Consider the following 19,419-nt stretch of genomic DNA (forward strand, 5'->3'; position numbering starts at 1 on the left):
GACGGCCGTCGACCGCGCCGGCGGTTCAGCTACGGGCGTAGACCTCGGGCTTCAGCACCCCGACGTAGGGCAGCTCGCGGTAGCGCTCACCGAAGTCGAGCCCGTAACCGACGACGAACTCGGTGGGGATGTCGAAGCCGACGTACTTCACCGGGACCGGCACCTTGACCGCGTCCGGCTTGCGGAACAGGGCCACCACCTCGACGCTCGCCGCCGAGCGGGACTCCAGGTAGCGCAGCAGCCAGTTCAGGGTCAGCCCGGAGTCGACGATGTCCTCGACGACCACCACGTGCCGGCCGGCGATGTCCCGGTCCAGGTCCTTGAGGATGCGTACCACCCCGGAGGAGGTGGTGCCCTGGCCGTACGAGGAGATGGCCATGAAGTCCAGCTCCGCCGGGGGACCCTGCCGGCCCAGTGCCCGGGCGAAGTCGGCCATGAACATCACCGCGCCCTTGAGCACGCAGACGAGCAGCAGCCCGTCGGTGACCCCGGCGTAGTCCGCCGAGACCTGCTTGGCCAGCTCGGCGGTCTTCTCGCGGATCTGCGCCTCGGAAATGATCACGTGGTCGATGTCGGCGTCGTACCAGGAGCCGTCAGCCATGCTCCTAGCCTGCCGTATGCCGGCGGCCCCTCGTCGGCGGGGCCACTCCTTTCGGCGCGACCCCGCCGGAACACAAAGAGCATGACGGACATTTCACTCAGCAAGCATCCGGATGCCATCGGCGGCCGTCGTCAGACGGGTGCCAGTCCGCCGAGTCGCGGCTGTCCACGGTCCACCCCAGGGCGGAGGCGCCGGCGAGCGTGAGGAAGAGGAACAGAACGAAGAGGATCTCCATGGCGGCGCTCACTTTCGCGTGACTGGTTCCTGGATTCGCCGCCGGTGCGCACCGGTCTGACGACAGTCTGCGCCGGTCCCGGTGCCACCGAAAGTGGCAGCGATGCCACTGATCCTCGATTTTCTGCCAGCCGAGCGGTTACCCTCGTCACATGCTCAACTCGGTAGCGGTCATCGCCCTGGAGGACGTCGCCGCCTTCGAACTCGGCGTGCTCGCCGAGGTCTTCGGCACCGACCGAACGGAGGACGGTCTTCCCGCCCACGACTTCACCGTCTGCACCGTCGACGGCGGGCCGGTGCGGACCAGGTCCGGCTTCGGGCTGTCACCGCACGCCGACCTCGGCCCGGTGGCGCACGCCGACCTGGTGGCCGTCCCGGCCCACCTCGTCGACACTCACGTTCCGACCGCCGTGCTCGACGCCCTGCGCCGGGCCGTCGACCGGGGCGCGTACGTGCTGAGCGTCTGCTCCGGCGCCTTCATCCTCGGCCAGGCCGGCCTGCTCGACGACCGGGTGTGCACCACCCACTGGCGGCACGTCGACGAGTTGCAGCGGCTGCACCCCCGGGCCAAGGTCCAGTGCAACTCCCTGTACGTCGCCGACGGCCCGGTGCTCACCAGCGCCGGCACCGCCGCCGGCATCGACGCCTGCCTGCACCTGGTACGCCAGGAGTACGGCTCCGCGACGGCCACCCGACTGGCCCGTCGGATGGTCGTGCCACCGCACCGCGACGGCGGGCAGGCACAGTACGTCGAGGCGCCGATCCCCGCCACGCCCGACGCGCCGACCCTGGAGCCGGTACTGGAATGGCTGATGGGCCACCTGGACCGGCCGATCACGGTCGACGCGATGGCCGAGCGCGCCGGCATGTCCCCGCGTACCTTCGCCCGTCGGTTCCGGGCCGAGACCGGCACCACCGCGCACGACTGGCTGACCAACCAGCGGGTGCTGTTGGCCCGCCGACTGCTGGAGGAGACCCGGCTGAGCGTGGAGCAGGTGGCCGGCCGGGCGGGTTTCGGCGACGCGGCGGCGCTGCGTCACCACTTCGTCCGGCGGGTGGGTGCCACCCCGCACAGTTACCGCAGCACCTTCCGCGACCGTGGCCAGCCACCGCTCGCCGCACCGCCCGGTCTCGACGCCCTGTCGGCGAGCTGAACAGCCGACCGTGGAGACGCCGCTGGCCGGTACCCCCGGATGGGGGGTACCGGCCAGTCGGCCTTGAGCCTGTATCGCGGGGGTCAGCTGTTCCAGTGCTCGGCGACCAGGTCAGCGGCCTGCTTCTCCCACTGCGCGTAGTGGTCCGGGAACGCCGACACCTGCACCGTCTGCGCGGCCCTGGTCAGCGACATGTCCTCCCAGCCGTCGACCTGCTTCAGGCCCTTCAGGAACGCCGTGGTCGCATACTGCGGATCGGTGATCTGCTCCACCGTCCCCCAACCACTGGACGGACGCTGCTGGAACAAGCCCTGCGAGTCATGATCGTTACGGTCACCCAGATGACCCAGGTTCTCCAACTTCGACTCCTGCAAACTGGTGGCGATCGCCACCACCGCGGCCCGCTCGTCCATCCCGGCCTTCTTCGTCGCCGCGATGATCTCCTTCGTGTTGGTCACCTGCTCGTCGTTCAACTCGATACGCGACTGACCCGACGGCTCACCATGCGGCAACAGAGCCGCCGTGTCCGGCTTCGACTCCTGCACCGCAGCCACCGGAGCCAGACCCGAGGTCACCGGGGTGGCGTCCTGATGGTTCAGCGGACCCGCCGCCAGACCACCGGCAACCGCCAGACCCGCGATACCCAACACACTCCTACGAATGATCGTGGTCATGAGAAAGCTCCAACCTGGGGGTCGACACCCACACCACAAGGGGGAAAAAACACCGGTGCGGATGCGAGCACCACGAGGCGCCCACCAACAAGACAAGGGGGAAAGATCCCGCCGACCGGGAGCAGAGAAGAACCCCGCTCACCGCGCCGGGTCCAGATGTAACGACCGACCACCCACCGTCATTCCCCGGCGGGCCCACCCGGCCCGGCCCGCAGGCCGAACCGCCGAGCTACTCGGTCGTACGCAGGGTGTAACGACCCCCGGCCCGCACCCATTCCGGCCCCACGAGCCCGACATTCGGCCCTGAATCACCCTAAGACTCCCCGGAAAACCGGACGTCGAGGTCGCCGACCGACGACCCGGAATCACCGGTCTTCGACGACGAGCCGCCCGTCACGTCGGACCACCCGCAGACCACCCGGCAGATGGACCGCCCCCTGGCCCCGCCAGGCGGTCACCAACGCGTCGAGCGCGGCGACATGCCGGTGCGACAGAGCGGCGGCGGGGGCTCCGAGTTCCCGGGCCCAGGCGTGCAGGACCCGGCTGCGCACCGCCGGGGCGAGAGCCGTCAGGGCGGTAACCGACAGTCCGTCCCCGGCGTCCCGGATGTCCGCAAGTGCCGTGGCGGCCAGTTCGTCGAGCACGAGGGTGTCGGCGGCGAGCTGCCGGGCCGTCCGGGCCAGGCTGTCCACCACCGCCGGGCCGAGCGCCCGGACCAGCGCCGGCAGCACGTCGGCGCGTACCCGGGCCCTTGCGTACGACGGGTCGGTGTTGTGCGGGTCCGCCCAGGGACGCAGCCCGAGGACCGCGCAGGCGGCCTGGGTCTGCTCGCGGCTCACGTCGAGCAAGGGTCGTAGCAGCGGCACCCCGTCGAGGTCCCGGCGGACCGGCATCGCGGCGAGCCCGCGCGGGCCGGCCCCGCGGGCCAGCGCCAGTAGTACCGTCTCGGCTTGGTCGTCCCGGGTGTGTCCGGTGAGCAGCGCGGCCGCCGTGTGTCGCCGGGCCACCTCGACCAGCGCCCGGTAGCGGGCCTGCCGGGCGGCCGCCTCGGGGCCACCGGGGCCGGTCACCTCGACCCGTACCGCCTCGACCGGGGTGAAGCCGTACCGGCCGGCCCAGTCGGCGACCGCGTCGGCCCGCTCGGCGGAGCCCGCCTGCAGGCCGTGGTCGACCGTCACCAACCCGGCGGTACGGCCCAGTCGAGGTGCCACGAAGGCGGTGGCCGCGGCCAGGGCGAGTGAGTCCGCGCCCCCGGAGCAGGCGACCAGCACCGGGCCGTCGCCGGGCAACCCGGACAGGGCCTGCCGGACCGCCACCCGGATCGCGGCCACCGGCGGGGCGAGCGTGGCCACGACGGTCTGGTCAGCCGGCCGCGGGAAGCGGGCCGGCCGGCCCGTACACCCGGTTGACCCAGGCGTCCGGATCGCCCAGCTCCTCCAGCCGGGGCAGGGTGAGCGGCGAGCTGAAGATCTTGTTGAAACCGGCCATCCCGACCCGCTCGACGACGCCGTGCACGAACTTGCGCCCCTCGGCGTACTGACGCATCTTGACCTCCACGCCGAGCAACCGGCGGAGGGCCTTCTCCAGCGGGTTGCCCGCCTCACGGCGCCGGTTGAACGACGACCGGATCTGCTCGACGCTCGGGATGACCGCCGGACCGACCCCGTCCATCACGAACTCGGCGTGCCCCTCCAGCAGGGTCATCAGGGCGGTCAGCCGGTCGAGTACGGCCCGCTGGGCCGGGGTCTGCACGATGTCCAGCACGCTGGTGCGGCTCTCCGGGTCGCGGATCGCGTCGGCGAGGGTGGAGACCCCCCGGCGCAGCCGCTCCATCAGGTGCTCGCTGTCCTGGGACGCGTCGACGAAGGCCTGCACCTCGCCGAGGAAGTACGCCCGCATCCACGGCACGGCGGTGAACTGGGTGCGGTGGGTCACCTCGTGCAGGCAGACCCAGAGCCGGAAGTCACGCGGGTCGGCCTGGAGTTTGCGCTCCACCTCGACGATGTTCGGCGCCACCAGCAGGAGCTGGCCCGGGTCGGCGGAGAAGACCTCGTACTGCCCGAGCACCCGGCCGGAGAGATAGGCCAGCACCGTGCCGGCCTGCACCCCGGTCAGCCGGGAACCGATCGCCTCGGTCAGCGCCCCGGGTGCCTTGTCCCCGGAGAGGCGGCTCACCAGCGGGGTGATCACCTCACGCAGCCCGGCGATGTTCGTCGCCGCCCAGTCCCGGCGGTCCACCACCCGTACCGGTGGGTGCGTCACCTGCGAACGCAACCCGGTGTAGTCGGCGACGTGCTCCGCCGCCTCGTCGGTCAGCCGCCGCAGGTCCGCGACCACGTCGGTGGCCTCGGCGTACGACACCCGGGGGCCGGACTTGCTCAACGCCCCCGCCGTCGCAGCGGCCAGATCCCAGTCCACGAACTGCGCCATGCACCCCACCGTACCCGGGCCGCACACCACCGACCCGGAGCTGCCGAAGCGACGACGACCGGCTCAGCGGCAGCCGCAGCCGGCTCCACCGCCATCGGATCAGCGGCAGCCGCAGCCGACTCCACCGCGACCGTCAGCGGCAGCCGCAGCCGGCCAGGGCCGCCGCTATCCGGTCCAGCGCCAGCCGGGTCTGTTCGATCGTGTCCGCCGGCGCCCGGTCGGTGAGGACCGCGAAGCTGAGCAGCCGGCCGTCGGCGGTGGTCACCAGCCCGGCGATCGCGTGCACCCCGGTCAGCGTGCCGGTCTTGGCCCGGACCACCCCGGCGCCGGTGTTCGTCACCGCCGAGTCGTACCGGCTGAGCAGGGTGCCGGACCAGCCGCCGACCGGCAGGCCGGCAAAGATGGCGGCCAACTCCGGGCGGCTGCCGTTACCGGCCAGCGCGATCAGATCGGTGAGCAGCGACGGGCTGATCCGGTTGCTCCGGGACAGCCCGCTGGCGTCGGCCAGGGCGAGCTCGTCGGCGGGCAGCCCCAACTCGCCCACCACCTCGTCCATCGCGGCCCCCGCGCCGACGAACGAGGCGGGCTGACTGCGGGCCAGCGCGACCTGACGGGCCAGCGCCTCGGCGACCAGGTTGTCACTGTCGCTGATCATGAAATCCACCAGCCGGATCACCGGCGGTGACTCGACCGTGCCCAGCTCGGCACCGGGTCCGGGGGTGCCGGCGTCGGTCCCGCCCGGAGCAGGGGAGCTACCCCGCTGCACCGCGTCGCCCGGTACCCCGAGCAACCGGGCGAAGGCGCGGCCGGCGGCCAGGTCGGGTTCGGGTACCCGTTCGGCACCACCGTTGCCGGCGGCCAGGTCCTTGCGGGCGCGTACCGGGTCCTTGCGGGCGCCGTCGGTCATCAGGGCGGTGACCGCGCCGCCGTAGCCGCCGGTGGGAATGTCGTCGTCCCAGCCCGGCTCGTACTTGGGGCCCGAGTAGAGGCTGGAGTCGACGATCACCTTCGTCGCGGCGACCCCGCCCAACGCCTGCCTGACCTGCTCGGCCAGCTCGTCCAGCCGGGCGGCACCGGGGTAGAAGCCGTCGTCGTCGACGGCCAGGGTCGGGTCGCCGCCACCGACGATCACCACCTCACCCTCGTTCGGCCCGGCCACGGCCCGGGTGGGGATCCGGTACGCCGGGCCACGGGCGGCGAGCACGGTCACCGCGGTCACCAGCTTGGCCACCGAGGCCGGCACGGTGCCGTCGTCGGCGCCCTGGCCGTACAGCGTCTGCCCGGTCCGTACGTCGGTCACCGACACGTTGACCCGGCTACCCAGGGCGGGCGCGCCGACCAGCGGGGCCAACGCGGCGCGTACCCCGTCCGGGGTGGGTTCGGCGGCGTTCGGGTCGAGGCCGGTGAGCACCGCGGCCGGTGGCGGCTCGGTGGTGGCACCCGGCGTGGGGGCGGCGACCTCGTCGCCCAGCCAGCCGGCGACCGGGCCGGGGCGGGTCACCACCACTCCGGCACCGGCCAGCACGAGCAGCAGCACCCCCGCCAGGACGAGCAACCGACGGCCCCGCCGGCGGGGCGCCGGACCCGGCGGGCCGGCATCGGGCGGCGCGGCGGTCACCCCGGGTGCGTCGGCGTACCCGGAGCCGGTGCCGGGCGGTCGGTCGGCGCTGCCCGCCGACCCTGCGGGGGGTGCTCCCGGCGGCCGGTAGATCGGCGGCGGGGGAAGGTCGCGACCGGCGCCACCGGTCGGGCCCGTACCGGTGGAGGTGCCGCCGTTCGGCCCGGTCGGGGCGGGGCCGGTCGAGGCCCCGACTGCCGGTCCGGGCATCGGTTGGGCCACCCGGGGAACGTTCGCCTCCGGGACCGGGACCCGGCCGGTCACCCCGCCGGCCCCTGGCCGACCGGTCCGCCGCCCATCCGGCCCCTCCGGGCGGTAGTGTGAATCTTCCCTCCCCACGGCCCCCTCCTCCCCGGTGCAAAATCGGCTTGGGTGACACTACTTCGGTCCGAACACTATGTGGCGTCCGGAGCCGGCGGGTGGGCATTCATCCGACCGGGGGCGCGACTGGTTCCGTTGGCCAGCGTGGGCAAACGAGGGAGCGTGAGATGGATTTCGACGTCACGGTTGAGATCCCCAAGGGTCACCGCAACAAATACGAGGTGGACCACGCGACCGGCCGGATCCGGCTGGACCGCACCCTCTTCACGTCGACCCAGTATCCGGCCGACTACGGCTTCATCGAGGGCACCCTGGGCGAGGACGGCGATCCGCTGGACGCGCTGGTGCTGGTCCCCGAGCCGACGTTCCCGGGTTGTCTGATCCGGTGCCGCGCGATCGGTATGTTCCGGATGACCGACGAGAAGGGCGGCGACGACAAGGTCCTCTGCGTGCCCTACGAGGACCCGCGTCAGGAGCACCTGCGCGACATCCACCACGTCAGCGAGTTCGACCGGCTGGAGATCCAGCACTTCTTCGAGGTGTACAAGGACCTGGAGCCCGGCAAGTCGGTGGAGGGCGCCACCTGGGTCGGCCGCGTGGAGGCCGAGGCGGAGATCCAGGCGTCCTACCGACGCCAGCAGGAGGCCGAAGCGCGCGGCGAGGCCACCCACTGACCACCCGGGGCACTCCGGTGCCCGTCCGACCGCGCCCGTGGGCCGCTCAGCCGAGCAACCCGCGGGCGCGCTCGTAGAGGCCCAGCACCGCACAGGCCACCGGCACCACCGAGACCACCAGCGCCGTGTCGGTCAGGTCCGCGATCCGGCCCAGGTACGGCGACACCGGCCGGCGTGCGTACGTGCTGCCCGCCGCCACGGTGACCAGGGCCAGCGCCGGGCCGGCGATGGCCAGCCCGGTCAGTCCGGTGGCACCGGCGCGCTGGGCGAGCACCACGCCGAGCACGGCCGCCCCGGCCAGCGCGGCGGTGATCGTCGGCACCCGGTGACGCAGCGCCACGAAGAGCCGGCAGCGCAGCAGCAGTACGGCCGACCCGACCGCCACCAGCAGCAGCCCGGCACCCCCGCCCGCGGTGGCCAACACCGACGCCGCGGCGACCGCCAGGACGGCGTGCCCGATCAGCAGGCCGGCCAGCATCTCCTCGGTACGGGCCACCGCCGCGTGCACCCGGGAGCGGTCCGGCAGGTCCCGGGCCCGTTCGCCGTCGGCCGTGCCGGTGGGCAGCGTGATCGGCGGCAGCGGCAGCTTGCCGAACCGGATGGCCAGCAGCGGTAACGCGCCGATGGCGAGGACCAGTACGCAGAGCAGCACCGCCGCGGTCGACGCCGGGGCGAGGAAGAGCCCGCCGAGGGCGGTGAGGGCGCCGGCCAGGCCGACGGTCGCCCCGGCCACGAAGACCCGGAGTCGGGCGGCCACGCCGACCAGACCGAGCACCGCGACCAGCAACAACGTCACCGTACCGGCCAGCAGTTCGGGCGCGCCGAGCCAGCGCAGCAGGGGAACCGGGCCGACCGGGTCGCCGGAGCTGACCGCCAGGGCACCGGCGGCGAAGGCGTACGGCAGCGCGTACCCGCCGAGCGTCGCCCCGGACGCGGCGTCGCCGTACGCGCGGGAGGCCGCCGTACCGGCGAGGGTGAGCAGTACCGCCACCGCGAGCGCGACCGGCCACCGGCCCGGCTGTCCCGGCGCTGGCACCAGGACGGCGACCAGCCCGGCCACCAGCGGAACCCCCGCCCCGACCAGGGTGGCCGTCCGGGTGGCACCGGGCGACCAGGCGCCGCCGCGCCGCCGCGCCCCGTCGGCGATCGCCTCCACCACGTCGTCGTACTCCAGCTCGGGCCACTGCGCCCGGGCCTGCACCAGGTGCAGCACCTCACCGTCGCGTACCCCCTGCGGGAGCAGGGCCTGGGCGGTCTGCAACACCGTGCCGTCGGTCCGTCGCAGCACCCAGCCGCCGTGTCGTTCGCCCTCGTCGGCCAGGCCCTCACCGGCGTGTCGGAGCACCTCCGGCAACAACTCGGCCAGGGGCGCCTGTTCCGGCAGGGCCACGTCCAACCGGCGTCGGGGTGCGCTGATCGTGACCCGGGCCAGCCCGATTGACATCGACTTATCTCCATACGGGACGAGGGCGGCGGCTGCGCGGACGACAGGACTTTACCTACGATGAGCCAGGCTCGGGTTACCGAGCGCTGTGGGGGAGGATCGAGTGTCCACTGTCGTCATCAAGCGACCGCCCCGGCGGCCGGCGCCCGAGATCCCGGTCGGTGAGCTGCCGGTCGAGGCGCCTCCGGAGATCCCGGCGGTCACCGGCGGGCGCTGGCAGCAGATGTTGATGGTGCTGCCGATGTTGGGTGGCACGGTCGCGATGGCGATGATGTTCGGCCGGGGCGGGGGCGCGTACTCGTACGTGGTCGGCGGCATGTTCGGGCTCTCCTCGGTGGCCATGCTGGCCACCTCGTGGGGTGCCGCCTCGGGCACGCCGAAGAAGTCCGAGATGATGGCCGCCCGCCGCGAGTACCTGCGCCACCTGGCCACGCTGCGCCGACGGGTCCGGCAGACCGCCGGCGCCCAACGGTCCGGGCTCTACTACCGGCATCCCGACCCGGGGCGACTCTGGTCCACGGTGGACAGTCACCGGGTCTGGGAACGCCGGCCGACCGACCCCGACTTCGCCGTGGTCCGGGTGGCGGTGGGTCCGCAGACGCTGGCCACGCCACTGATCCCACCGGTCACCCGCCCGCTTGAGGAGCTGGAGCCGATGACCGCCGGGGCGCTGCGGCGGTTCCTCGACGCGTACTCGGTGGTGCCCGACCTGCCGGTGGCGCTCTCGCTACGCAGCTTCGCCCGGGTCTTCGTCCGGGACGCACCGGCCGGGGGCTCGTCCGGGCGGGGCGAGACGGCCGTCGGCGGGCCGGACCGCCGGGCGGCGGGGACCACCGACGCCCAGGCACTGACCCGGGCCATGCTGATCCAGCTCGCCGTCTTCCATGCCCCGGACGAGCTGCTCGTCGCGGTCTGCGCCGGGCCGGAGCGGCGGGCCGGCTGGGAGTGGATCAAGTGGCTGCCGCACGCGCACCATCCGGACCGCCTCGACGCGCTCGGTCCGGTACGGCTGGTCACCAGCTCCGTCGCCGAGCTGGAACGGCTGCTCGGCGACGTACTGTCCGCCCGGTCCCGGTTCAGCCCGACCGGACCGGTCACCGACGGGCCGCACGTGGTGGTGGTGCTCGACGGAGCCGACCTGACCGGGGCCACCGACCTGACCGGTGACGGCGGCATCGACGCGGTCACCGTGCTCGACCTGGACACCCCGCCACCGCGCCTGCTGGACCGGTTCGCGCTGCTGCTGGAGCTGCGCGGCGGCCGGTTGCACTCGGTCTCCGCCGACGGCCACGCCGAGGTCGGCACCGCCGACCGGCTCGAACCGGTCGACGCCGAGGCGATCGCCCGGCGCCTGGCCCCGCTCCGGCTGGCCGGCGCGGTGCGCGGACCGGACGCCCCGTCCGGCGCCGAGCTGGGCCTGCCCGAACTGCTCGGCATCGGCGACCCGGAGAGCTTCACCACCGAGCAGGGCTGGGCGCCCCGGCCGGCCCGGGACCGGCTGCGGGTGCCGATCGGGGTGGGTGCCGACGGGGGCGCGATCGAGCTCGACCTGAAGGAGTCCGCGCAGGACGGCATGGGGCCGCACGGGCTGCTCATCGGGGCGACCGGTTCCGGCAAGTCCGAACTGCTGCGCACCCTGGTGCTCGGGTTGGCTGCCACGCACAGCTCGGAGCAGCTCAACGTGGTGCTTGTCGACTTCAAGGGCGGGGCCACCTTCGCCTCGTTCGACCGCCTGCCGCACACCGCCGCGGTGATCACCAACCTGGCCGACGCGTTACCCCTGGTCGACCGGATGGTCGACGCGATCAACGGCGAGTTGGTACGCCGGCAGGAGCTGCTGCGTCGGGCCGGGAACTTCGCCAGCCTGCGGGACTACGAACGGGCCCGGGCCGCCGGCACCCCGCTGGCCCCGCTGCCGTCGCTGCTGCTGGTCTGCGACGAGTTCTCCGAGCTGCTGTCGGCCAAGCCGGACTTCATCGACCTCTTCGTGCAGATCGGCCGGCTGGGACGGTCGCTGGGGGTGCACCTGCTCCTGGCCAGCCAGCGCCTGGAGGAGGGCCGGCTACGGGGCCTGGACACCCACCTGTCGTACCGGATCGGGTTGCGGACCTTCTCGGCGTTGGAGTCCCGCACGGTGCTCGGCGTGCCCGACGCGCACGAGCTGCCCCGCTCCCCCGGGCACGGCTACCTGCGGTTCGGCACCGAGCCGCTGATCCGGTTCAAGGCCGCGTACGTCTCCGGCACCCTGCGCCGCCGGAGCCCGACAGCGGGTGCCGGTGGGACCGCGGCCCCCCGCCTGCTCGCCTTCTCCACCCATCACGTGCCGGTGCCCGAGCCGGCCGATCCGGTGCCCACCGGCGTCGTCGACGAGGCCGGTACGGAGAGTCTGCTCGACGTGCTGGTCGACCGGCTGGCCGGGCAGGGTCCGCCGGCACACCAGGTGTGGCTGCCACCGCTGGGCAGTCCACCCGCCCTCGACGAGCTGCTCGGCCCGGCCGGCGCCGACCCGGCCCGGGGCCTCACCTTCGGCAACCCCGAGCTGCACGGCGCCCTCCAGGTGCCGGTGGCAATCGTCGACAAGCCGTACGAGCAGCGCCGGGATCTGCTCTGGCTGGCGCTGGACGGCGCGGCCGGGCACGTGGCGGTGGTGGGTGCGCCGCAGAGCGGCAAGTCCAACCTGCTGCGTACCCTGGTATGCGCGCTGGCGTTGACCCACACCCCGGCCGAGGCCCAGCTCTACTGTCTGGACTTCGGCGGCGGCGGGCTGGCGGCGGTGCGCGGCCTGCCGCACGTCGGCGGGGTCACCGGCCGCACCGACCCGACCGCGGTCCGGCGTACCGTCGGCGAGCTGGTCACCGTGCTGACCGACCGGGAGCGGATCTTCGCCGAGCTGGGCGTCGAGTCGATGGCCGCCTACCGACGGCGGCGCTCGGCGACGGCCGCCGCCGGGCAGCCGGTGACCGATCCGTTCGGCGACGTGTTCCTGGTGGTCGACGGCTGGAGCACGCTGCGCGGCGAGTACGACGACCTGGAGCCGCTGATCACCGACCTGGCCACCCGGGGCCTGTCGTACGGGGTGCACGTGGTGGCCACCGCCGTACGCTGGATCGACTTCCGGCCCGCCATCCGGGACCTGTTCGCCTCCCGGATCGAGCTGCGGCTCAACGATCCGTCGGACTCCATGGTGGCCCGCCGGGCGGCGGCGAACGTGCCGGAGAGTACGCCGGGGCGGGGCATCACCGCCGAGAGCCTGCACTTCCTGACCGCACTGCCCCGGCTGGCCGGTGCCGGTGGGGAGACCGCCGAGGTGGTCGAGGCGGTTGCCGCCGCCTGGGCGGGACCCTCCGCGCCACCGGTCCGGCTGCTACCGCCGGTGCTTCCCTACGCCGAGCTGCCGGTGACCTCCGCGCGCGGTCTGCAGGTGCCGGTCGGGATCGCCGAGGCGGACCTGCGGCCGGTGCTGCTGGACTTCGCCGCCGAGCCGCACTTCGTGGTCTTCGGTGACGCCGAGTGCGGCAAGTCCTCGTTCCTGCGGGCGCTGGCCACCTCGATCACCCGGCGCTTCACCCCGGAACAGGCCCGGGTGATCCTGGTGGACTACCGGCGCAGCCTGCTCGGGGTGATCGACGAACTGCCACACCTGATCGGGTACGGCACGGCCGCGCCACACACCACCGACCTGATGGAGTCCTCCGCCGGCTACCTGCAGGACCGCATCCCCGGATCGGAGGTCACCCCGGCGCAGCTGCGCCAGCGGTCCTGGTGGTCCGGGCCGGAGTTGTTCGTGCTGGTGGACGACTACGACCTGGTGGCCGGCGGGCCGACGAACCCGCTCCGCGCCCTGGTGGAGTTCCTGCCCCAGGCGCGGGACGTCGGGCTGCACCTGGTGCTGGCCCGGCGGTCCGGCGGGGCCGCCCGGGCCCAGTTCGAACCGATCGTGCAACGACTCCGGGAGCTCTCCACCGCCGGGCTGGTGATGAGCGGCAGCCCGGACGAGGGGGCGTTGGTCGGCTCGGTGCGTCCCGGGCCGTTGCCGCCCGGACGCGGCCGGCTGGTCACCCGCCGGGAGGGCGTACGGCTGGTGCAGTTGGCGCACCTGCCCCCACCCTGACCGGTACCCCGGCGTGGGCCGGGCCGACCCGCCGACCGGCCCGTGGCGCGGGCTTGGCCGACCCGCCGGGCGGGCTTGTCCGCGGTTCGCCCCGACCGGAGCGGGGAATTGGGTAATCTCCGAGGATCAAGCTTCTGTCGCGATGAATGGCTGAGAATGTGACTGGGACTCGGCACGGCCGTTCGGCAGCGTCCCGACGCGCCACGGTCACCAGCGTCCTGACCCCGGGTCGGCCGGACCGCGTCGCCGTGGCCGGCCGGACGGCCGGCCGGTTGCTGCTCGGCGTCGCGGTGGCTGTCGTCGGTGTCACCGGCGCGGCCCCGGTGGCCGGGGCCGCGCCCCTCCACCGACCCGCGACCACCATCGCCGTACCGACCGCGCTCGCTCCGCCGACCACCCTGCCCCCGGCCTCGACCCTCGCTGCGCCGACCACGCTGCCGGTGGCGTTCGCCCCGGTGGACACGCCGCGCCGGGTCGACCACGTCCGCGACGAGCAGTGGCAACTAGACGCGCTGGGGGCGAAGACCGCCTGGCGTACGTCGACCGGCCGGGGCGTCACCGTGGCGGTGGTCGACTCCGGGGTGGACGGTGGTCACCCCGACCTGGCCGGTCAGGTGCTGCCCGGTCTCGACCTGGTCAGCCCCGGCGGGGGCGGTAGCCCCGACCCGGTCGGTCACGGCACGACGGTGGCCGGCCTGATCGCCGGACGGCACGACGACCGGCAGGGGGCGGTAGGCCTGGCCCCGGAGGCGAAGATCCTGCCGGTCCGGGTCCTCGACGCGGACAACCGGTACGACGACGCGTTGATCGTCGCCAAGGGAGTGCGATGGGCCGTCGACAACGGCGCCCGGGTGATCAACCTCTCCCTCGGTGGCAGCGGCGACAGCGCCGCCCTGGCCGCTGCGGTCGACTACGCGTTCGCCCGGGACGTGGTGGTCGTCGCCTGCTCAGGCAACGTCGCCACCTCGACCAGCAGCAAGGTCTGGTACCCGGCGCGGGAGCCCGGCGTGATCGCGGTCGCCGGCCTGGAGCGCGACACCGAGCAGCTCTGGTCCGGGTCGATCACCGGCCCGGCCACCGTGCTCACCGCGCCGGCGAGTGGGCTCGTCGGTGCGCGTCCGGGTGGCTACTGGCGGGTGCAGGGCACCAGCTTCGCCGCGCCGCTGGTCTCCGCCTCGGCCGCGCTGATCCGGGCGAAGTACCCGCAGATGTCGGCCGGCGACGTGGTCAACCGCCTGATCAGCACCGCCCGGGACATCGGCCCACCCGGGCGGGACGACCGGTTCGGCTACGGTCTGGTCGATCCGGTCGCCGCGCTGACCACCGACGTACCGTCGGTGCCGCGCAACCCCCTGGACGACCAGGTCTCGCCGGGGGTGGCCGGCTTCGGCCCGGCACCGGGCAGCAGCCAGGCCGACGACACCGACGGCGCCGGCACCGATCTCGGCTTCACCGCACCCCGGCAGCAGACCCGCTGGACCGCTCAGCCCGCCGGGGGCCAGGACGACTCGACCTCGGGGCGGCTCTGGGCCGGGCTGGCCGTCGGCACCGCCCTGGTCGCCGGTAGCGCACTGATGTTCCGTCGGCTCCGCCGGTGGACCCGCTGACCTGCGGTCAGGTCCGAGCCGGGCGACAGGTCCGAGCCGGACAGCAGGTCCCCGCGGGGCAGGTCTGAGTCGTCGTCGTCCCGGGTAGGTCAGGACCATGAGCCGCACCCCCGTGCCCCCGGTCGAGCCCTCCTGGCGGGTACGCCGACTCGACCCGGACCATCCGCGTGGTCTGTCGCTCACCCTGGCCGGCACCGCCGCCGCTCTGGTGGCGGTGCCCTTCACGGGTCTGGCACTGCTGGTCCTGACGGGCTGGACCCCGCTGCGTGAGCTGGACCGTCGGGTCACCGACGGGCTGCACGCCCACGCCCTCGACCACCCCGGGTGGACCCGGCTGGCGACGCTCTGGACCGACGTCTTCGCACCCAACCCGCTGCGGGTGGGCGCCCTGCTGGTGGCCCTCTGGCTGCTGCGCCGGGGCAACCGGCGGCTGGCCGGCTGGGTGGCCGCCACCATGGTCTTCGGCGGCCTGCTCGGTCCGCTGCTGAAGCTCCTGGTCAGCCGGGACCGCCCCGACCTGTCCGACCCGGTCTCCTTCGCCAGCGGCTACGCCTTCCCGTCGGGCCACGCCCTGAACGCGGCGCTCTTCGCCGGGGTGCTCCTGGTGGTCTTCCTGCCGGACACCCGGGGCCGGCCGGGGCGACGGGCCGCACTCTGGCTGGCCGCCAGCGCCCTCGCCGGGTTGACCGGGTTCAGCCGGATCGTCCTCGGCGTGCACTGGACCAGTGACGTGCTGGCCGGCTGGCTGCTCGGCGCGGCGGTGGTCACCGCCACCGTCGCGGCCTTCGCTCCCTGGCGGCACCGAGGCACCGGTCCGGCGGCCTGACCGGACCGGCCGAGCACCGGCCGACCCGCGCCATCGGGATCACACCTCGACCACCGGGCTCAGGTGCACTCACCGGTGCCGACCGCCCGGGTCCGCTCCGCACCGGCCAGCGCCACCGGCCGGGCCTCGGCGGCCGTCACCGCGAAGCCGGTGTTCGGGTCGTCGGCGACCGCCGCGAAGATCACCCCGAGCACCAGCCCGTTGGAGGAGACCAGCGGGCCACCGGAGTTGCCGCTGCGGACCAGGGCCCGGATCGTGTAGATCTCCCTTTCGACCTCGGTGGCGGAGTAGATGTCCGGCCCCTTGATCCGGCCGACGTCCCGGATCCGGGCCGACTGGGCGTTGTACGGCCCGTCGAGCGGGAAGCCCAGCACGATGGCGTCCGCCCCGCTGGCGACGTTGCCCGCGGCGAACCGCATGGACGGGCCGGGCAGGTTGGGCACCCGCAGCACGGCGAGGTCCCGGCCCGGGTCGTAGACCACCACGTCGCCGTCGTACCGCTGGCCGTTCAGCTCGACGGCGACGGTCCGGGTGCCGGCGACCACGTGCGCGTTGGTCATCACCCGGTCGTCGGCGTACACGAAACCGGAGCCCTCGATCCGGCGCGAGCAGCTCGGCGCGGAACCGAGCACCTTCACCACCGACCGTTGCCCGTTGGTCACCACCGGCGAGCCGGCCAGCGCCGGGTCGGGTGGCGACACCTGGCGCGCCCGGGTGGGGGCCAGGTCGCCGAAGACGTCCGGGAACCCGTTGGTGTCGACGGTGTCCCGCAGTGCCGTGGAGAGTTGCTGCGCCTGGTCCGGCATGACCTGGTCCACCACGGCCAGCACCGCGCTGTTGCGTACCGAGGAGGCCAACCACGGCAGCGACGAGGATCCCAGCGGCACCGCGACCAGCCAGGCGACCAGGAGTACGGCGAGCAGCGAGACGAACGCCCCGCCCACGTCGTCGGCGCGCCGGCCGACGTCACTGGTGATCGTCCTGCGGAGATGGGAGCCGAGCCAGCCAGCCAGCGCCTGACCGACCACGGCCAGGCCGAAGACCGCCACCAGTGAGATCAACACCCGCATGCCGCTGTCGATCACCTGGTTGGCAAGCATCGGGCCGAGCTGCAGCCCGATCAGGGCACCCACGAAGAAGCCGGAGAAGGACAGCACTCCGATGACGAAACCCTGGCGGTATCCGCTGATCGCGAACACGAGCATGAGCATGAGCAGTACGAGATCCACGGCGGACACCCGTCAAGGGTACGGGCACCGCGCACGACCACCGTCAGGCGCTTGCAGAAGGTGACGACGCGGTACGTCGTCAGGCCCACGCAGGCGGCCGACGCTGCTGGCCGTCACCGGTGCACCGTCAGGTCGGCGACGCGGTGGTCTCGTCGATGCCCGCCGAGGGCGCCGGGGCGGCGTCGGTGGGCGGCAGGTCCACCACCCGGTCGGCGGACCACGGCCGGGACCAGCCGCCCATCTCCAACAGTGCGGCGAGCACCCCGGCGGTGAAGCCCCAGACCAGCATTCCCCGGGCGGCGAAGGCCGGTCCGATCCAGCCGCTGGGGTGGCGGACCTGGAGCCGGTTCGCCGGGTCGACCAGCTCGGCGACGGGCAGCCGGGCCACGTGCGCCACCTCGGCCGGCTGCCGGGCGTGCACCGGATGCGGCTCGTGCCACCAGCCGAGCACCGGCGTCACCACGAACTCACTCACCGGAATCCAGAGCCGGGGCAGCTCGGCCAGGACGGTGACGCTGTCCGGGTCGAGGTCGACCTCCTCGTTGGCCTCCCGTAGCGCGGTCGCGGCCGGCCCCGGGTCACCGGGATCGGCCGCGCCACCGGGGAAGGCCGGCTGTCCGGCGTGGTTGCGCAGGTTCGCCGCGCGCTGCAGGATCAGCACGTCCGGGCCGGTGGCCGCATCCTCGCCGAGCAGCACCAGTACGGCGCTCTCCCGGCCACCGGTGACCGGGGTGGTCAACCGGGTGAAGTCCTGCGGCCGGGCACTGCCGAGCCGGCCCAGCAGCGGCTCGATCCAGGTAGGTGGTCGACGGCTCACGCCGGCACCGTCACGCCCAGATGGTCCCGGACCAGCTCGGCCAGGCGGGCGTCGTCGAGGGCCCCGGTCACGTCGAGGTGCCGGATCCGGCCGTCGGCGCCGACGAACAGGGTCATCGGGATCGCGTTGCGCCGCAGCGCGTTCTGCACGCTGTCCCCCTGGTCGAACAGCATCGGGAACCGGACGCCGAAGTCCTCGCCGATGGACTGCGCGCCGGCCCGGCGGTCCCGGCTGTTGATCCCGATCACCTGGAACCGACCGTCGGCCCGCTGGCTGAGCCGCTGGAAGGCGGGCAGCTCCTCCCGGCAGGGCGGGCACCAGGAGGCCCAGACGTTGATCACCGCGGGACCGCGTACGTCGGCGAGTGTGACGTTCGCCCCGCCGGTGAAGCAGGTCAGCGCCAACTCCGGCAGCCGCTGCCCGACGACCTCACCCGTCCCGCCGGTCGCGCCGGACGCCGCCGGCGAGCCGGCATTGTCGGAACCAGCCGGCGAGCCGGCATTGTCGGAACCAGCCGGCGAGCCGGCACCGTCGGAACCAGCCGGCGTACCACCGGGAGCTGCGGACGAGGCCGGACCTGCGGGCGAGGCCGGGCCGGCGGGGGTGGAACGGGCCGGGTCGGCCGACGGCGGCGGGGTGGTCAGGCCGGCGCAGTCGGCGAACGGCGAGGGCCGGGTGGGCCGGCTGTCGGCGGCGTCCGGAGCCGGCTCCGGTGCGGTCGTGCAGCCCGTTATGACCAGCATCACCGGTACGACCAGGGCGGCGAGTCGTCGCTGCACGGCACCTCGTCGCTGCACGGCGCCTTTGGGCTGCACGGCACCTCCGGGCTGCATGGCACCTTTGGGCTTCACGGCACCTCCGCCGGGACCGCTGCCGGTGGCACCAGATCGGGATCGACCCCGGCGGCCACCGCGAGGTCCCGGGCCCGGGGCCCCTTGAGCAGCTTGACCGCCAGCGCCGGATCGGTCGGCCCGGTGCCGTACGCCGGGCAGAGCTTCGTCAGCGTGCAGGCGCCGCAGGCCGGCTTGCGGGCGTGGCAGACCCGCCGGCCGTGGAAGATGATCCGGTGCGACAGCATCGTCCAGTCGCGCCGTTCGTAGAGCGCGCCGACGGCGTGTTCGATCTTGACCGGATCGGTCTCGGTGGTCAGCCCCCAGCGCCCGACCAGCCGCTGGAAGTGGGTGTCGACGGTGATGCCGGGCACGTCGAAGGCGTTGCCGAGGATGACGTTGGCGGTCTTGCGGCCGATGCCGGGGAGGGTGACCAGCTCGGTGAGGCGCCCCGGCACCTGGCCGTCGTACCGCTCGACGAGAGCCCGACCGAGCTTGATCAACGAGTCGGTCTTGTTCCGGTAGAAGCCGGTCGGTCGGATCAGCTCCTCCAGCTCCGTCCGGTCCGCCCCGGCGTAGTCGACGGCGCTCGGATAGCGGGCGAAGAGCTTCGGGGTGACCTCGTTGACCTTCTTGTCCGTGCACTGGGCGGACAGGATGGTGGCCACGGCGAGTTCCAGCGGGTTGGAGTGGTCCAGCTCGCAGTGGGCGTCGGGATGGGTCTCGGTAAGCACCCGTCCGATCCGCCGGGCCCGGCGTTTCCGCCCGAGTTCGGTCTCGTTGGCACTTCTGGTCACGCCGGCCAGCCTACGTCGCCACGACAGCACCCCGCTGCACCCCGCCCGGCGC

The 19,419-nt window shown here is 73.6% G+C and carries 16 protein-coding genes; 5 read left to right on the forward strand and 11 right to left on the reverse strand.

Annotated features, from left to right (window positions below; translation table 11 throughout):
• Positions 1-25 precede the first annotated feature (25 nt).
• Together hpt and ACN28G_RS24020 are read right to left on the reverse strand one after the other, a co-directional pair.
• A complete protein-coding gene (gene hpt, locus ACN28G_RS24015; protein ID WP_091445077.1) occupies positions 26-601 on the reverse strand; it encodes a hypoxanthine phosphoribosyltransferase in 576 nt (191 codons plus the stop codon).
• Positions 602-698: 97 nt separating this feature from the next.
• A complete protein-coding gene (locus ACN28G_RS24020; protein WP_421480378.1) occupies positions 699-836 on the reverse strand; it encodes a hypothetical protein in 138 nt (45 codons plus the stop codon).
• 151 nt (positions 837-987) lie between these two features.
• Between ACN28G_RS24020 and ACN28G_RS24025 the strand changes: the two genes are divergently transcribed.
• A complete protein-coding gene (locus ACN28G_RS24025) occupies positions 988-1,989 on the forward strand; it encodes a GlxA family transcriptional regulator (protein WP_421480379.1) in 1,002 nt (333 codons plus the stop codon).
• Between the two features lie 83 nt (positions 1,990-2,072).
• Here ACN28G_RS24025 and ACN28G_RS24030 read toward each other — a convergent pair whose 3' ends face one another.
• The 4 genes from ACN28G_RS24030 to dacB form a co-directional block, all read right to left on the reverse strand.
• Positions 2,073-2,663 carry a hypothetical protein gene (locus tag ACN28G_RS24030; RefSeq protein ID WP_091439060.1) on the reverse strand — a complete coding sequence of 197 codons (591 nt, stop codon included), beginning with the start codon at positions 2,661-2,663 and terminating at the stop codon, positions 2,073-2,075.
• Between the two features lie 365 nt (positions 2,664-3,028).
• Complete coding sequence (tilS, locus tag ACN28G_RS24035; RefSeq protein ID WP_091445081.1) at positions 3,029-4,015, reverse strand: tRNA lysidine(34) synthetase TilS; 987 nt, start codon at positions 4,013-4,015, stop codon at positions 3,029-3,031.
• A gap of 10 nt (positions 4,016-4,025) precedes the next feature.
• Positions 4,026-5,093: a zinc-dependent metalloprotease gene (locus ACN28G_RS24040; protein ID WP_091445083.1), complete on the reverse strand. Its 1,068-nt coding sequence runs from the start codon at positions 5,091-5,093 to the stop codon at positions 4,026-4,028.
• A gap of 133 nt (positions 5,094-5,226) precedes the next feature.
• Positions 5,227-7,050, reverse strand: a complete 1,824-nt coding sequence (gene dacB, locus ACN28G_RS24045; RefSeq protein ID WP_421480380.1) for a D-alanyl-D-alanine carboxypeptidase/D-alanyl-D-alanine endopeptidase — start codon at positions 7,048-7,050, stop codon at positions 5,227-5,229.
• A 149-nt stretch (positions 7,051-7,199) separates the two neighbouring features.
• On the opposite strand from dacB, the gene ACN28G_RS24050 reads away from it, so the two are divergent.
• Entirely contained in the window at positions 7,200-7,706 is a 507-nt protein-coding gene (locus ACN28G_RS24050) for an inorganic diphosphatase (protein WP_091445087.1), read from the forward strand.
• 46 nt (positions 7,707-7,752) lie between these two features.
• Here ACN28G_RS24050 and eccD read toward each other — a convergent pair whose 3' ends face one another.
• Positions 7,753-9,150, reverse strand: coding sequence for a type VII secretion integral membrane protein EccD (gene eccD, locus ACN28G_RS24055; RefSeq protein ID WP_421480381.1), 1,398 nt, complete (start codon positions 9,148-9,150; stop codon positions 7,753-7,755).
• A gap of 103 nt (positions 9,151-9,253) precedes the next feature.
• Between eccD and eccCa the strand changes: the two genes are divergently transcribed.
• The 3 genes from eccCa to ACN28G_RS24070 all read left to right on the forward strand — a co-directional run bounded on the left by eccCa (position 9,254) and on the right by ACN28G_RS24070 (position 15,694).
• Entirely contained in the window at positions 9,254-13,261 is a 4,008-nt protein-coding gene (gene eccCa, locus ACN28G_RS24060; protein ID WP_421480382.1) for a type VII secretion protein EccCa, read from the forward strand.
• Positions 13,262-13,407: 146 nt separating this feature from the next.
• Complete coding sequence (mycP, locus tag ACN28G_RS24065; RefSeq protein WP_421480383.1) at positions 13,408-14,868, forward strand: type VII secretion-associated serine protease mycosin; 1,461 nt, start codon at positions 13,408-13,410, stop codon at positions 14,866-14,868.
• Between the two features lie 97 nt (positions 14,869-14,965).
• Entirely contained in the window at positions 14,966-15,694 is a 729-nt protein-coding gene (locus ACN28G_RS24070) for a phosphatase PAP2 family protein (RefSeq protein ID WP_091445096.1), read from the forward strand.
• 59 nt (positions 15,695-15,753) lie between these two features.
• Here ACN28G_RS24070 and ACN28G_RS24075 read toward each other — a convergent pair whose 3' ends face one another.
• From ACN28G_RS24075 to nth, 4 genes are all read right to left on the reverse strand, one after another.
• Positions 15,754-16,932 (reverse strand): MarP family serine protease, encoded by a 1,179-nt coding sequence (locus tag ACN28G_RS24075; RefSeq protein WP_091445099.1) that lies wholly within the window; start codon positions 16,930-16,932, stop codon positions 15,754-15,756.
• A 118-nt stretch (positions 16,933-17,050) separates the two neighbouring features.
• Positions 17,051-17,740, reverse strand: coding sequence for an NUDIX hydrolase (locus ACN28G_RS24080; RefSeq protein ID WP_421480384.1), 690 nt, complete (start codon positions 17,738-17,740; stop codon positions 17,051-17,053).
• Positions 17,737-18,519: a redoxin domain-containing protein gene (locus ACN28G_RS24085; protein WP_421480385.1), complete on the reverse strand. Its 783-nt coding sequence runs from the start codon at positions 18,517-18,519 to the stop codon at positions 17,737-17,739. The genes ACN28G_RS24080 and ACN28G_RS24085 overlap by 4 nt, the downstream gene beginning before the upstream one ends.
• 68 nt (positions 18,520-18,587) lie before the next feature.
• Positions 18,588-19,367, reverse strand: coding sequence for an endonuclease III (gene nth / locus ACN28G_RS24090; protein WP_421480386.1), 780 nt, complete (start codon positions 19,365-19,367; stop codon positions 18,588-18,590).
• Between the last annotated feature and the right edge of the window lie 52 nt (positions 19,368-19,419).

This window comes from Micromonospora sp. WMMA1923 (assembly GCF_049179195.1).
Classification (GTDB): Bacteria; Actinomycetota; Actinomycetes; order Mycobacteriales; family Micromonosporaceae; genus Micromonospora; species Micromonospora yangpuensis.